Annotated in this window: 9 protein-coding genes; 5 read left to right on the top strand and 4 right to left on the bottom strand. The window is 72.6% G+C overall.

Annotated elements, in window-relative coordinates; all coding sequences use genetic code 11:
* Position 1 precedes the first annotated feature (1 nt).
* The 3 genes from MFF06_RS15300 to MFF06_RS15290 all read left to right on the top strand — a co-directional run bounded on the left by MFF06_RS15300 (position 2) and on the right by MFF06_RS15290 (position 2,403).
* On the top strand, positions 2–1,093 hold the full coding sequence (locus MFF06_RS15300) for a CobW family GTP-binding protein (RefSeq protein ID WP_238205435.1): 1,092 nt from the start codon (positions 2–4) through the stop codon (positions 1,091–1,093).
* A gap of 242 nt (positions 1,094–1,335) precedes the next feature.
* A complete protein-coding gene (locus MFF06_RS15295; RefSeq protein WP_238205433.1) occupies positions 1,336–1,623 on the top strand; it encodes a hypothetical protein in 288 nt (95 codons plus the stop codon).
* Between the two features lie 69 nt (positions 1,624–1,692).
* A complete protein-coding gene (locus MFF06_RS15290) occupies positions 1,693–2,403 on the top strand; it encodes an endonuclease III domain-containing protein (protein ID WP_306421666.1) in 711 nt (236 codons plus the stop codon).
* Positions 2,404–2,591: 188 nt separating this feature from the next.
* Here MFF06_RS15290 and MFF06_RS15285 read toward each other — a convergent pair whose 3' ends face one another.
* The 3 genes from MFF06_RS15285 to MFF06_RS15275 all read right to left on the bottom strand — a co-directional run bounded on the left by MFF06_RS15285 (position 2,592) and on the right by MFF06_RS15275 (position 9,428).
* Positions 2,592–2,909 (bottom strand): HPr family phosphocarrier protein, encoded by a 318-nt coding sequence (locus tag MFF06_RS15285; RefSeq protein ID WP_238205431.1) that lies wholly within the window; start codon positions 2,907–2,909, stop codon positions 2,592–2,594.
* A gap of 124 nt (positions 2,910–3,033) precedes the next feature.
* Entirely contained in the window at positions 3,034–7,422 is a 4,389-nt protein-coding gene (locus MFF06_RS15280) for a translocation/assembly module TamB domain-containing protein (protein ID WP_238205429.1), read from the bottom strand.
* A gap of 56 nt (positions 7,423–7,478) precedes the next feature.
* Positions 7,479–9,428 (bottom strand): autotransporter assembly complex protein TamA, encoded by a 1,950-nt coding sequence (locus MFF06_RS15275; RefSeq protein ID WP_238205427.1) that lies wholly within the window; start codon positions 9,426–9,428, stop codon positions 7,479–7,481.
* Between the two features lie 456 nt (positions 9,429–9,884).
* Here MFF06_RS15275 and MFF06_RS15270 point away from each other — a divergent pair, with 456 nt between their 5' ends.
* Positions 9,885–10,313 (top strand): cupin domain-containing protein, encoded by a 429-nt coding sequence (locus tag MFF06_RS15270; RefSeq protein ID WP_238205425.1) that lies wholly within the window; start codon positions 9,885–9,887, stop codon positions 10,311–10,313.
* Between the two features lie 3 nt (positions 10,314–10,316).
* Here MFF06_RS15270 and MFF06_RS15265 read toward each other — a convergent pair whose 3' ends face one another.
* Complete coding sequence (locus MFF06_RS15265; RefSeq protein ID WP_238205423.1) at positions 10,317–11,570, bottom strand: MFS transporter; 1,254 nt, start codon at positions 11,568–11,570, stop codon at positions 10,317–10,319.
* A 203-nt stretch (positions 11,571–11,773) separates the two neighbouring features.
* Between MFF06_RS15265 and uvrA the strand changes: the two genes are divergently transcribed.
* Positions 11,774–14,971: an excinuclease ABC subunit UvrA gene (uvrA, locus tag MFF06_RS15260; protein WP_238205421.1), complete on the top strand. Its 3,198-nt coding sequence runs from the start codon at positions 11,774–11,776 to the stop codon at positions 14,969–14,971.
* Positions 14,972–15,393: the final 422 nt, after the last annotated feature.

The raw sequence follows: 15,393 nt of genomic DNA, 5'->3' as shown, positions 1-15,393 counted from the left end.
GATGTCCCTGTCCGCCACGCCTCCCGATCCCCGCCGGCCGGAGCCGATTCCGCTCACGGTGCTCACCGGCTTCCTCGGCGCGGGCAAGACCACCCTCCTGAACCGCTGGCTCGCGGATCCGGCGCTGGCCGACACGCTGGTGATCGTCAACGAGTTCGGCGAGATCGGCCTCGACCACCTGCTGATCGAGCGGGTGGACGAGGACATGGTCCTCCTCGGCGCGGGCTGCCTCTGCTGCACGGTGCGGGGCGACCTCATCGCCGCCCTGGAAGACCTGCTGCGCAAGCGCGACAATGGCCGGATCACGCCCTTCCGGCGGGTCGTGATCGAGACGACCGGCCTCGCCGACCCGGCGCCCATCCTCCACGCCCTGATCTACCACCCCTACCTCGTGCTGCGGTACCGGCTGCAGGCGGTGGTGACGGTGGTCGATGCCGTGCATGGCGCGGCGACCCTCGACGCCCACGCTGAGGCGGTCCGGCAGGTGGCGGTGGCCGACCGCTTGGTGCTGACCAAGACCGAAGCCGCGGCCGGAACCGATCTCCTCCGCGCTCGCCTGACCGCCCTGAACCCCGCCGCGCCGATCCTGCCCGTCACGGCGCCCGTCGAGGCCGTGCTCGGCGGCTTGTTCGGGCTCGACGGCAAGGGTGACGACGTCCGCTCCTGGCTCGGCGCCGGTGCGATGGCGGAGACGTCCGGGCCGGGACGGGACGTGAACATCCACGATGCGTCGATCCGGGCGGTGTGCCTGACCAGCGAAGCGCCCGTGCCGCGCCCGGCCTTCGAGATGTTCCTCGATCTCCTGCGCTCCGGCCACGGGGCGAAGATCCTGCGGATGAAGGGCCTCGTGGCGCTGGCCGACGATCCCGGCCGCCCCCTGGTGGTGCACGGGGTGCAGCACGTCGTGCACGCCCCCGTCGTCCTGCCGGCATGGCCGGACCCGGACCATACCTCCCGCCTCGTGGTGATCCTGCGGGACCTCGATCCCTCCTTCGTCCAGCGATTGTGGGACGCCTTCCTCGGCCGCCCCCGCATCGACGCGCCGGACGCCGCCGCCCTCGCGCACAACCCCCTCGCCATCCCCGGCGGTTAGGGCCGGCCGGCGGGCCGTGCCTCCGGCGCCTCACCGTCTCCCCCGGCAACACTTGTCCCCGGGATTCCCGTCTTCCACGAGGAGTGCGGAGCCCGGGAGCAGGATCGCCCGGCCCGGCATTAGGCTACCGTGGATCGGTCGGCCTCCTGCGCATTTCCATCTTTGCGTGTGTTGCCGGGCGCCTTGCGGGCGCCGCGACGTCCCGGTCCGGGATGGGATGAGCAGGGACGGGACCGCCGACGATGCGAGGTTTCACCGTGATCCGGGGCGGGCTGGCCGAGGCGGCGCCAGGTGAGGCGACGGCCATGCCGGGCCGGGCGCGGCTGGAGGCGGTCGGGGCGCGGTTGCGCCTGCGCCTCGAAGCCCTGTGGCGGGCGGGCCCCGAGGCCGCGCCGCTCCGCATGGCCGCGACCCGTCGCACGCCGATCCCGGCGCAGGCCTTCCTCGGCATCCGCCCGGAGGCGGGAACGCCCTATTCCGCGCCGTCCCCCGGCCCGTCGCCCCTCCGCGTCGTCGGCGCCGTGGCCTGATCGCCTGCGGCGTCCGCGCCCCGTCGCCGGAGGATCCCCGCCGGTCCGGGCCGCCCTACCTGCCTCCCCATGGCCGACGATGCGATCCACGGGCTGAAGCGTACGCGAACCGGGGGGCGCCGCCGCGCCGAACCGTCCTCGGACGGGGCCGGGCGGGTCGCCGCCGTGATGGCGCGGCTGTCCGAGGCCGACCCCGATCCGAAGGCGGGCCTGCGCGGGGGCGACCCGTTCCGGCTGCTCGTCACGGTTCTGCTGTCCGCCCAGTCCACCGGACCGACCGTCTCGCGGATCGCGGACGACCTGTTCGCGGTTGCCGCGACGCCGAGGGCGCTCCTGTCCCTCGGCGAGGAGCGGGTTCTCACCATCATCCGTCCGGTGGGCCTCGGCCCGTCGAAGGCGCGGGCGATCATGCGGCTGTGCGAGACCCTCATCGGTGCCTTCGGGGGCGAGGTGCCGCGGACGGCGGCGGACCTCCGGCGCCTGCCCGGCATCGGCCGGAAGTCGGCGGAGGTGACGGCGAATTTCGCCTTCGGGGAGAAGGTGATCGCCGTCGACACCCACGTCTTCCGGGTCTCGAACCGCATTCCCCTCGCGCCGGGCCGCACCGTGGATGCGGTGGCCGACGGCCTCGCCGAGGTGGTGCCCGATGCCTACAAGGACGGCGCCCATGTCTGGCTCTTCCGCCACGGGCGCGACATCTGCACGGCCCGCAAGCCCGCCTGCCCCCGCTGCCCGGTGGCCGACCTGTGCGGGTGGCCGGAGAAGGGCACCTTCGCCTGAGTGTCCGGCCGGACGGTCGCGACGGTCTTTCGACCAAAGGTCGTCATTGCGAGCGTCAGCGAAGCAATCCAGGGATCCGCCACTGTTGGAAGTGTCCCGCTGCCCTGGATTGCTTCGCTGCCGCTCGCAATGACGATGTATGAGACGCTCCGTCGTGACCTTTCCGGCCACCCTCCGAGCGCGCCGCCCTACTCGTCCTCGCCGAACTTGTTCGCCAGCAGCGCCTCGATCCCGTCGAGGGCTTCGCTGGCGTCGGCGCCGACGGCCGTGACGGCGATGGTCGTGCCCTTGGCCGCGCCCAGCGTCAGCAGGCCCATGATCGAGCGTCCGCCCACGGTCTCGCCCGCCCGCGTCACCGTTACAGTGGCGTCGTAGCGCTCCACCGTCTGCACGAATTTCGCGGAGGCGCGGGCATGGAGGCCGCGCCGGTTGATGATCGGCAGCCTTCGGAGGAAGCCCCCCTCGGGCACCGGGGGATCGTCGTCGGTCTCGTAGAGGTCGTCCATCGCCTGAGCTTTTCACCGGCCGTGACCGGCCGCCTCCCCCGGCCCGTGGTGCCGGGCGCAGACCAAGACTAGATCAAGGACGCGCCAAGTCGATCCCATGGGCGAGAGAGCGCCGTGGATCCCCTCACCATTCGTATTCCGCACCCACGCCGAGGCTGGTGCGGCCGTCGCTTCCGGCCTCGCCCTTCAGCTTGATCCGCCGGGTCACGTCCACGTCGACGCCCACGGCGGTGTCGGAGGGCTTGGCCCCGGCCTTCACGCCGATGCTGACCCGGTCGGAGATGTAGCGCGAGGCGCCGAGCGCCGGGCCGCCGCTGGCGCCGGTCGAGACGTCGAGGCTGTCGAGGCCGAGCCCCTTGCGCGCCTGCTCGAACACGTCCGGTCCCGCCGAGCCGCCCGAGAGCTGCGCCACGGCCTGGGCCAGTTGCAGCGCCTGGAAGGCCGAGAGGCCGCCCGCCGCCTTCTTGAACAGGAGGCGCGACAGGATCTCGTCCTGCGGCAGGACGGGATCGGAGGTGAGGGCGAATTGCGGCGTGTCGGCCGCCCCCGTCACCAGCACCCGCGCGGTCACGTCCCCGGCCTTGGTCTGGGCCGAGAAGTCGAGGTCGGGCGTCGTCAGGCTGCCCGCGAAGGTCAGGCGGCCCCGGTCGAAGTCGAGGCGCTGGCCCACGAGGTCGAACCGGCCCCGGCGCATGGCGAACTCGCCCACCGCCCGCGGGTCCCGCGACGAGCCGGTGATCCGCAAGGAGCCGCCGAGTTCGGCATCGATGCCCCGCCCGCGCACGAAGATGCGGCCGGGGGCGTCAACCGCCACGTCGAGGGTGGCGTCGAAGGGGGCCGCCGCCTTCCGGCCCCGGGTCGAGGCGGCGGTCTTGGTGGCCGCGCGCCGGGCGAGGCGGGCGCGCAGCTCCGGCGGCGTGTTGACGTGGCGCACCCCCGGCAGAGGCCGGGCGGTGGCAGGCAGGCGATCCGGCACCGCCACGTCGATCGAGGCGACATCGACCCGGCCGGTGATCTTCGGGGTGCGGGCCAGCGGACCGCTGAGCGACAGGTCGAGCCCCGCCACCGCCGTCATGAGGGGGCTGGAGACGAGTTCCGCCCGCTGCGCGGTGACGCGGAATTGCCCGGGGAAGCCGCCGGCCGGTTCCAGGGCCACCCGGCCCGCGACCTCGATCCGCCCGCCGTTGCGGGTCGCGGCGGTGAGGCGCTCCACGACGAGGCTGTCGCCCCGCCCGGTCACGCGGCCCTCGATCCCCGTCAGGCGGATGCCGTTCAGCGGGTCGGTGAAGGTGCCGCCGGCGAGCGTGGCGCTGCCCTCGGCGCGGGGGGCGGCGAGCGTCCCCGTGGCGCCGCCGTCGATGGCGACCCGGCCCGTCACGCTCTGCCCGCCGACGCTGAGGAGCGAGTTGGCGAGCGCCGCGTCTAGGGTGCCCTTGGCCCGGACGCCCAGGGGGCCGCCGGGCTCGATCGGGATCGATCCCGCCAGCGTCAAGGCGACGCCGCGCCCGGCACTCACCTTGCCGTCGATCTGCGCTTGGCCCTCCGAGAGGGTGCCCTTCGCCTCGGCGTCGATGGGCGGGAGTCCGGCGCTGCGGGTCTGGGGCGCGACCACGCGGGAGGCGCGCACGCTGTAGCGCCCCTCCGGCCGGGTGGCGGGCCCGTGGAGCACGGCCTCGCCCTCGAGGGTGCCAGATAAGGCGAGGTCCGGCGCGGCGATCCGGGCGAGCGCGAGCGGCAGGGCGTGGATCCTCACCGTGAGGTCGAGGTCCCGGCCCGCCCGGCCCGCGACCTCGACGCGGCCCGCGCCCGCCGCGACGGACAGGTTCTCGATCACGGCGCCGCCCTCCGCGAGGGTGATCGCCGCCGGGCCGGTGAGGGCGAAGCGGTCGCCGCCCCGGGCGGCCGAGAGCCGCGCGATCTCGATCCGCGTCGCCGTGCCGGGGATGAGGCGGGCGGCGCCGTCGAGGGCGAAACCCCGGGCGCGGGCCACGAGCGTCACGTCGCTCGCCGCCGGTGTGCCGGTGGCGGCGAGCCGCAGGCTGTCGATCACCTGGCCCGCGGTCGCGACCCGGTCCGCGTCGAGATGACCGTCGAGGACCGGGCGGGCGAGGAGGTCGCCCCCGCGCAGATCCGCATCGAGCCGTCCCAACCCGGTGCTGCCGTAGCGCAGGCCCGAGCCCGTGGCGCGGATCGCGGCGTCCTGCCGCCCGGCGGCGCGGGACAGGGTGACGGCGGCGTCGAGGCGCCCGGCGAGGGGTTCGGGGGAGAGTGGCGAGAGATCGTCGAGGTCCCCGGCCTTGATGGTGAGCGAGCCCTCCGCGAGGCGGGTCGCCTCGGCCACGGTCGCCCGGCCATCCACCGCCACGGAGCCGAGGGCGAGGGCGAGGCGGTCGAGCACCCAGTCGATCCCCGCCGGGGTCGTCGTACGGGCGAGATGGCCGCCGCCGGAGAGCGGCTTGCCGGCCACGTCGCCGGAGAGCTTCAGCGTGCCGTCGGCGGCTCCGAGGGCATCCGTCAGGGCCGCCTCGACGGCGAGGTTGCGGATCGGCTTGCCGTCGGCGGTGGCCGAGGGCGCCGTGAGGGCGAGGGCGACGTCGGGCTTCTCCAGGGAGCCGGTGAGCTTGGCGTCGAGGGCGGCCCGGCCGGTGAAGCGGGAATCGAGGTCGGCCAGGCTCTTGAGGTCGACGCGGGCGCCGACATTGGCCGCCCGCGCCGTCGCCTCGCCCTGGATCGAGGCGGAGAGGCCGGCCCCGTCGAGGTGCAGGTGGTCGAAGCCGTAGCCATCATAGGTGCGCGAGACGCGGCCGGTGAGTCCGGGGGAGCGGCCGAGCAGGCGGTCCGCCGGGCCGAGGCCGGTGACGAGGCCCGCCGTGGTGACGGTGAGGTCGGCGGCGAGCGCCTTGCGCGCCGGATCGCCCGACAGCCGCGCCTTGGCATCGAGGCTTCCGGCCAGCCCGCGCCCGGCGAGGCCGGAGAACACCGCGAGGTCGGGCAGCGCCGCGTCGAGGGTGCCGGCAAGGACGTTCTGCCCGATCCGCCCGGCATAGGAGGCCCGCGCCGTCTCGGAGGCGGCGGTGAGGCGGGTGACGTCGATGACCCCGTCGGGGCCGGAGGTGGCGCGCAGCGTCAGCTTCGCGCTTCCGCCGATGGCCCGGCGCAGCGCCGGGTCGGCGAGGCGCAGGCCCTCTGCGTCGCCGTCCGCCGCGATGGCGAAGCGCCCGGCCTTCGCATCGCCCTCCGGCACGACGCTGAGGGTGCCCACCACCTTGTCGAGGCCGGAATCCCGGCTGCGCAGGCCGGCGGCGTCGAGGCTGCCGCGGATGGTGGGCGCTGTGAGCGGCCCCTTCAGGCTGCCGTCGAAGACGAGCTTGGCAATCTCCGCCTCGCCCGCCTTCGTCACCTCGCCCTCGGTGGGCAGGGCGCGGGCCTGGAGGCTGAGGTCGGCGACGCGGTCGGCGGTGATGCCGCCCGAGGCCGCAAGGCGGGCGGTGCGCGAGGCGAGTTCCAGCCGGTCGATGCGGAAGGCGCCGCTGTCGGCGAAGGACAGTCCGCCGTCGAGCTTGGTGGTGCCCGCGAAGATCGAGGCGGCGGGGCCGGGCACGAGGCCCTCGATCCGGGCGGCGAGGTCGAGGGAGAGGCGCCGCTCGGCGCCGATGCGGGAGATCCTGGCGCCGCCCTTGGCGCCGATCTCCGGGCCGGCGGTGAAGTCGAGCCGGGCGTTCCAGGCGTCCAGCGTGCCCGTGCCGTCGAGGTCGAAGGCGATGGGCGGCGTGCCGGGGATCGAGGCGGCCTTCGAGAGCAGGCCGCCGGCCTCCTCCAGGAGATTGGCCTTCAGGTCGAGCTTGTCGCCCTTCGGGATGTAGGCCAGCGTCAGGGTGAAGAACCCGGCCGCGTCGAGGCGCTTGGCCTCGGCCCGCAGGTCCAGCCCCTCGCTCGCCGCGCCGAGCTTCGCCCGTCCCTTGGCCGAGAGCCGGGCCGGCTGGCCGGCGATGTCCTCGCCCAGCACCAGCTCCGCGAGGGTGAAGCTCTTCACCTCGACCTTCACGGGAAGATCCGGCAGCAACTTGCCGTCGGGCTTGGCTTCCTCCGGCGTCGGTCCGGGCAGCGGCTTGCGCAGGACTTCGAGGCGGCCGACCTCCAGGGTGTCGACCTCCAGCCGTCCCGAGAGCAGGGCGAGGCGGCGCCACGAGATCCGCGCCTTGTCGAGCTTCAGCCAGACCCCGGCCCGGTCGCTCACCTGCACGTCGCGGATCGTCGCGTCCGCGGAGAGCGCGCCGTCCACCGCGCCGATGGACACCCGCGAGGCGGGGGTGGAAAGGGCCTTGGACAGCAGCCCGCCCAGGACGGATTTCTCCGCGTCGTCGGCGCGGGTGGCGAAGGGGGCGAGCGTGAGGAGGCAGAGGGCGAGGAGGAGGGCGGCGAGCCGAAATCCCCCTCCCCCTCGTGGGGAGGGGTTCAGGGTGGTGCCGGATGGAGCTCGGCGGTCCCTCCTGCACCTCCCACTCCTCCCCACAAGGGGGACGAGGGTGTGTCGCGGGTGAGACCCGGGTCGTGCTTGGCAAAAACCCATCAGAACGCCTGCCCGAGGCTCAGATACAGGACGGCGGGGCGGACGTGGCCGCCCTTGTAGGCATCGAGGGGGAAGGCGAGATCGGCGCGGATCGGACCGATGCCGGTGTAGTAGCGCAGGCCGATGCCGACGGACTTGCGGATGGTCTCGTCGAAATTCGGCAGGGACGAAGCGAAGGCCGTGCCTGCGTCGAAGAACGGCACCACGCCGATCGTGTCCGTCACCTTGATCCGCGCCTCAATCGAGGCTTCGAGCAGGCTGCGGCCGCCGATGGGCAGGTTGAACGGGCCGATGGGGCCGAGCGTCCGGTAGGGGTAGCCGCGCACCGAGCCGCCGCCGCCAGCGAAGAAGCGGAAGTTGTCCGGGATCTCGCCGAGCTTCGCCCCCGAGACCGAGCCGAAGCCGATGCGGCCGGCGAGGATGAAGCGGGATTCGTCGTCGAGGGAGTAGTAGGTCGAGCCTTGCGCCTTCGCGACGAGGATGCCCGGATCCGAGACGGCGCCTGGATAGGCGGCGAGGGAGGCGATGGCCCGGAAGCCCTTGGTCGGGTCGAGCAGGCTGTCGGTCGAATCGTAGGTGACGGAGGCCGGCACGCCGATCAGCCGGTAGTTCACGGTCCCGAGCGCGTCCTGCGAGCGGCCGACCTGCGCGTCGAGGCCGATCTGCGCCGAGAACGTGTCCGAGAACCGGTGGCGGATCGATCCCGAGGCGCCGCCGCCGTCCACAAGGTAGCTCTGCTGCACCTCGCGGGCGACGAAGACGTTGGCCAGGAAGTCGTTGCGGGTGCCCCAGAGGGCGGGCTGCACGTAGGTGGCCGAGAGGCGCCCGCCGAGCCCGTTGGTGCCGATGCCCGCGAGCTTGCGCTGCTGTGCGAAGGGATCGTAGCCGAGGCCGAGGTAGTAGATGTCGGCATCGAGCCGGAAGGTCTCGCCGCCGCCGAACAGGTTGCGGTTGGCGTAGTAGGCGCGCACCCCCGGCCCATCGACGGTGGAGTAGCGGGCCGAGACGCCGACGAGGTTCCGCTCGCGCTCCGTCAGGTCCACGAAGAGCGGCAGGTTGCCGTTGGCGTCGAGGGTCTCGCCCTCGCGCACCCGCACCGAGCCGATGCCCTCGATCCGCGCCACCGAGCGGCGGATCGCGGCCACCGCCTGCGGCGAGTACGGGTCCCCCGGTTCGGCATAGATGAAGGAGCGGATCGTGGCCGGGTCGATGCCCTCGGCGCCGCGGACGCTCACTTGGCCGAGCCCGGCCACGGGTCCCGGTTCGAGGGTGAAGGTCACGTCCATGACGTGGGCGGCGTCATCCACCACGGGGTCGCGGGACACCACCTTGGCGAAGGGATGCCCGAGGCTGCGCAGGTGATCGACGATCAGGGCCTCGCGGGCGAGCACCGTCGCGGAGCGGGCGGGAACGTCGTCGTCCACGCGGGTGAGGCGCGGCGGAACGGTCTCCTCCGGCAGGCGCAGACCGTTCCGGTCCCGCACCGCGATCCGGCGGAGAGTGTAGAGCGGTCCGAGATCGACCGCGACCTTGACCGGCACGAGGCCCCGGTTGCGCCAGCGCTCGGCGGCGCGCACCGCCGCCTCCGTGCGGCCGGGGGCGACGGGTACGCCGTCGATGCGGATCTCGACGCGGCCCTGGTAGTAGCCGTAGCCCGACAGCACGTCCGCGATCTTGCCGAGATCGGCCTCCGCCCGGCGGACGAGCCCCTCCCCGTCCGGCGGCCCTTCCTGGCGCAGGCGATAGAGGACGGAGGCGTCCTGCACGGCGGTGAGGACGTCCGAATCGTCGGTGCCGGTGATCTTTGCCGCGTAGGGCAGCGCCGTCGCGCTCGGCGCCGGCGGCTCGGGCTCGGAGCCGAACAGGCCGAACCAATCGAAGGCGCGGGCGGGCTCCGTCAGCGCGAGGCTCGCGCCGCAGGCGAGCCACGCGGCGGACAGCAGGCGCACGGCGGACGGTGGATGAAGGCGGAAACGCTGGAGCGAACGCACGCGTGGGGCAGCCGTCAATCCCGGCCGCCGACGCACGGATCGTGGTCGTGATGGTTCATGCCCGACGCCCCCTACGCCTGCCGACCGGCGCCTCGCTCGGGCGCGTTCCCACCTCGTGTCGGCCTCCGTCACGCGGGGCCCCGGATGTTCAGTCGGCCCGCCAAATGAGTCGACTCTGTGGCAAGCCCTGTCCAGCGAGCCCGTTACTCATCAATAGCGGGGACAACTACACAGGCGTGCGGCCGCGATCATCCTTTAGTAAAGAACGGTCCGTGAAGCGACCCACGAACCGTGAGGCCCGGTCCGTCCGGGGACGATCGCCCCCGTGTCGCAGGAGGGGAACCGGCGCGCGGCCCGCGCGATGTTTCCGGCCGGAAACAGGGCGCGATCCTGGCCTGCCGGAGGGAGAGACCGATGGGCGAGGCTGAGAACGGCACCGGGATCTTCGATATCGCGGCCATCGCCGCCGCCCTGCCCGGCGAGGCGACGACGCTCCTCGTCGACACCTACCTGACCGACCGCCCGGCGGCGAGCGCGCGGGTCTTCCGGGTCTACCGGCCGACCCCGCCGCACTATCACGCCACCTGCGACGAGTACCTCTACTGCCTGTCCGGCCGGGGCACGTTCTGGATGCGCGACGCCGCCACGGTGGCGCCCTTCGGTCCCGGCCAGCTCTTGTTCTTCGAGAAGGGCACCGTCCACGCGATGCCGGAGATCGCTTCCGGCGAGCCGGTGGTGTTCCTGTCCATCGACACGCCGCGCCGGGCGCCGACGGACATCGTGTTCGTGAAGCCCGAGGATGGCAGCCCGGCGAGCTTCATGGCCCGCAACGCGGGAGCCTGAGCGTCACAGCCGCAGCACCCGCCCGGCCGCCGCGACGCCGACAAGGGCCGCCGCCACCACGAGGAAGGCCGTCGGCAGGCTCGTTCCCTCGGCGATGAAGCCGATCACGGCGGGGCCGGCGAGGACGCCGGCATAGCCGAAAGTGGTCACGGCCGGGACGGCGACGCTCGTCGGCATCGCCGTCTGCCGTCCTGCGGCGGTGAACAGCACCGGCACGATGTTGGCGCAGCCCGCCCCGACCAGGGCGTAGCCCGCGAGCGCCGCGCTCCAGGCGGGAACCAGGGTGGCGAGGGCGAGGCCCGCCGCCGCCAGGAGGGCGCCGACGACGAGGATGCGCGCCGGGCCGAGCCGCGCGACGATCCGGTCGCCCGTCAGCCGGCCGGCGGTCATCGTCACGGAAAAGGCCGCGTAGCCGAGGGTCGCCCGGGCGAGGTCGACGCCCCGGTCCTGCACGAGGAACACCGCGCTCCAATCGAGCACCGAGCCTTCCGTCAGGAAGACGATGCAGCACAAAAGGCCGATGAGCAGCACCACGCCCCGGGGGATCGCGAAGGCGGGCCCTCCCGCCGTTCCGGCGCGGGCCAGCATGCCCGGCGTCGCCAGGGCGCAGAGGAGGGCGACCGTCCCCGCGGCCGCGAGCGCCATGCCCTCCACGCCGAGCCCGACACCCAACAGCAGGCCGGCGGCCAGCGCCCCGACGAGGCTGCCTAGGCTGTACAGCCCGTGGAAGCCCGACATCATGGGCCGCCCTGCCGCCCGCTCGATGGCGATGGCCTGGATGTTCATGGCGCAATCGACCGCGCCCATCCCCGCGCCGAACAGGAGCAGGGCCGGGCCCAGCACGGCCGGGGACGCGACGGTGGCGAGCACCGGCAGGGGCAGGCCGATCGCCGCCGTTCCGGCGAACAGGACGGGCCGCAGGCCGAACCGGGTCACGGCCGCGCCCGCCAGCGGCATCGCCGCGATGGAGCCGAGGCCGAGGCACAGCAGCAGCAGGCCGAGTTCGGCCTCGCCGAGGCCCGCCCGCGCCTTGACGTAGGGCACCAGCGAGGCCCAGGCGGCGGTGCCGATCCCGACGATCAGGAAGATCAGGCGCGTGGACCACGCGCCCGCCGAGACGGTGCGCGCGTGAGTCTGAAGGGCGTCGGTCGAGGCGAGAGACGGCATCGGCACCGGGGGCTGGCGATTCGGGATGGCGCTGGTGTGGGAGGCGGGCGGCCCCCCGGCAAGGCGGGCGGGCGCCCGTCTGCCCTGCATCGGGGCCGGGCCGCGTCCCTGCTGCCCGCCGCGCCGGTTGCCCGCGTACTCATTTCGTTCTAGCAAGCTCCCGCCGGAACGGGTCCGCGACCGCGCCGCCGCACCTTGTCATCGGCCGGCGGGGATCGACATGAGCCGGTGTCGCGGCCGGGTCGCCCGGACGCATTCCCCTCGCGCCGACGCTTCGAAAGACCGCCGCCCTCATGGCCAGAGCCCGAGCCGGAGCCAAAACACCAGCCGCCGCGCCCGCCCGCGCGCCCTCCCCGGCCCCGCGCAGCAAGCCCGCCCCGAAGGAGCCGTCCGCGACGGTCCCGGCGGGCAAGACTGCCGCACCGGGCAAGAGTGCCGCACCGGGCAAGAGTGCTGCAGCGGGTAAGACTGCTTCCCAGGGCAAGAGTGCCGCCCCCGCCAAGCAGGCGGCGCCGACGAAACAGGCTCCGGCGGCCAAGCGACCGCCCGCCGCCCTCGCGCGGGTCGAGGCCAAGGCCGACGCCGTCCTGGAGCGGATGTTCGACGGAGCCGCCGCCGCCCGCGACCAGCGGGTCATCGCCGTGCGCGGCGCCCGGGAGCACAACCTCAAGAACGTCGATCTGACGATTCCCCGGGACCGGCTCGTGGTGTTCACCGGCCTGTCCGGCTCGGGCAAGTCGTCGCTCGCCTTCGACACGATCTACGCCGAAGGGCAGCGCCGCTACGTCGAATCGCTCTCGGCCTACGCCCGCCAGTTCCTGGAGATGATGTCGAAGCCCGACGTCGATCAGATCGACGGGCTCTCCCCCGCCATCTCCATCGAGCAGAAGACCACATCGAAGAATCCGCGCTCGACGGTGGGCACCGTCACCGAGATCTACGATTACATGCGCCTGCTCTGGGCGCGGGTCGGCATCCCCTATTCCCCGGCCACCGGCCTGCCGATCGAGAGCCAGACCGTCCAGCAGATGGTGGATCGCGTCCTCGCCCTGCCGGAGAAGACCCGCCTCTACCTGCTCGCGCCGGTGGTCCGGGGGCGGAAGGGCGAGTACCGCAAGGAAATCGCCGAGTTCCAGAAGAAGGGCTTCCAGCGCCTGCGGATCGACGGCGAGTTCTACGCCATCGACGACGCGCCCAAGCTCGACAAGAAGCTCAAGCACGACATCGACGTAGTGGTGGACCGGATCGTGGTGCGCGAGGACATCGCCGCCCGCTTGGCCGATTCCTTCGAGACCGCCCTCGACCTCGCCGACGGCATCGCCGAGGTCGTCTTCGCGGACGCGGCCGAGGGGGAAGACGCACGCTCGATCACCTACTCGTCGCGCTTCGCCTGCCCGGTCTCAGGCTTCACCATCGCCGAGATCGAGCCGCGCCTGTTCTCGTTCAACAACCCCTTCGGCGCCTGCCCGACCTGCGGCGGCATCGGCCACGAGATGCGGATCGACCCCGATCTCGTCATCTCCGATCCGGCCCTCAGCCTGAAGCGCGGGGCGGTGGCACCCTGGGCGAAATCGACCTCGCCCTATTACGGCCAGACGCTGGATGCGCTCTCCGCCCATTTCGGGTTCGAGACCACCACGCCCTGGGCCAAGCTGAAGGACGCGGACCGGGCCGTGGTGCTGCACGGTTCGGGGCGCGAGGCGGTGCGCTTCTATTACGACGACGGCCTGCGCCGGTACTCGGTCAACAAGCCCTTCGAGGGCGTGATCCCGAACCTGGAGCGCCGCTACAAGGAGAGCGATTCCGACGCGGTGCGCGAGGAGATCGGCCGCTTCATGAGCGAGACGCCCTGCGCCGCCTGCCTCGGCAAGCGCCTCAAGCCGGAGGCGCTGGCGGTGAAGGTGGCGATGCACGATATCGCCGACGTCACCGCCCTCTCCGTCAGCAAGGCGCACCGGTGGTTCGCCGACCTGCCGGACAAGCTGACGGACAAGCAGAACGAGATCGCGGTGCGGATCCTCAAGGAGATCCGCGACCGCCTGAGCTTCCTCATGGATGTCGGCCTCGAGTACCTGACGCTGGCCCGGGGTTCGGGCTCCCTGTCGGGCGGCGAGAGCCAGCGAATCCGGCTGGCGAGCCAGATCGGCTCGGGCCTCACCGGCGTGCTCTACGTGCTGGACGAGCCCTCCATCGGCCTGCACCAGCGGGACAACGAGCGTTTGCTCGGCACCCTCAAGCGCCTGCGCGACCTCGGCAATTCGGTGATCGTCGTGGAGCACGACGAGGATGCGATTTTGCAAGCGGATTACGTGGTCGATGTCGGCCCCGGCGCCGGCATCCACGGCGGCGAGATCATCGCCCAGGGCACGCCCGCCGAGCTTCTGGCGCATCCGGCCTCGCTGACCGCGAAATACCTCACCGGCGAACTCGCCGTGCGGATGCCCAAGGCCCGGCGCAAGGGCCGCAAAGGTACCGTCGCCGTGTATGGCGCCCGGGGCAACAACCTGAAGGACGTGGACATCGCGATCCCGCTCGGGACGTTCACCTGCGTCAGCGGCGTCTCCGGCGGGGGCAAGTCGACGCTGGTGATCGACACGCTCTACAAGGCGGTGGCCAAGAAGCTGAACGGGGCGGTGGAGCATCCCGCTCCCTACGGGCGGATCGAGGGGCTGGAGCACCTCGACAAGGTCATCGACATCGACCAGTCGCCCATCGGGCGCACGCCGCGCTCGAACCCCGCCACCTATATCGGCGCCTTCACGCCGATCCGCGACTGGTTCGCGGGACTGCCGGAGGCGAAGGCCCGCGGCTACCAGCCGGGGCGCTTCTCCTTCAACGTGAAGGGCGGGCGCTGCGAGGCTTGCTCCGGCGACGGCGTCATCAAGATCGAGATGCACTTCCTGCCGGACGTCTACGTCACCTGCGACGTGTGCAAGGGCAAGCGCTACGACCGCGAGACCCTGGAGGTGAAGTATCGCGGACGCTCCATCGCCGACGTGCTGGACATGACCGTCGAGGAGGCGGCGGAGCTGTTCAAGGCGGTGCCCGCCATCCGCGACAAGCTCGAGACCCTCAAGCGCGTCGGACTGCACTACGTCCGGGTCGGCCAGCAGGCGACCACCCTGTCGGGGGGCGAGGCGCAGCGGGTGAAGCTCTCCAAGGAGCTGTCGAAGCGGGCCACGGGCCGGACCCTCTACATCCTCGACGAGCCCACCACCGGCCTGCACTTCCACGACGTGGCCAAGCTCATGGAGGTGCTCCACGAACTCGTGGACCAGGGCAACACCGTCGTCGTGATCGAGCACAACCTCGAGGTCATCAAGACCGCCGACTGGGTGGTCGACATGGGGCCCGAGGGTGGCGACGGCGGCGGGCGCGTGGTCGCCGAAGGCACGCCCGAGCAGATCGCCGCCGCCACGGCGAGCCATACCGGCCGATTCCTGCGGGAGGTGCTGGAGCGGCGCTCGACGAAGGTCCGCGCCGCCGGTTAGCGCCACCGACCCGGCATTTTCTGCCGGGTCGCCGGGTCCTGCCCGTCCGCGGCCGCCCGGATTCGGCACGATTCGGGCCCGGCCAGAGCCGGGTGAGGCCGGGAACGACTCCCCCTCGAGGCCCCCGGAGGCTCCTCCGCCCGCCTGCGAGACAGGATCGCTTGGCCGCCGCCGTTGCCGGATCGTCCCGTGTCGGCCTCCGGCAACAGCTTGGCCTTTCAACGATATTCTGCCGGAAGGAACCCTCGCGGAGGTCTGTTGCAACGCGTCAAAAATGCGGCTTTTGCGCAACGGTTGGACCCGAACTGCCGCCAACACAAGCATTGCACTGTCTTTCCGGCGGCCTCTGTAGAATAGTCATAGGTGTTGAGACGGGGCGGCTCCGTGGGGGCGCTCGGCACCGGCCTCGGGACGATCGCAAT

It is taken from the genome of Methylobacterium aerolatum (genome assembly GCF_022179085.1).
GTDB classification, from domain to species: Bacteria; Pseudomonadota; Alphaproteobacteria; order Rhizobiales; family Beijerinckiaceae; genus Methylobacterium; species Methylobacterium aerolatum.
The sequence above is the reverse complement of the archived record's forward strand: the minus strand, read 5'-3'. Positions and strand labels throughout refer to the sequence as shown.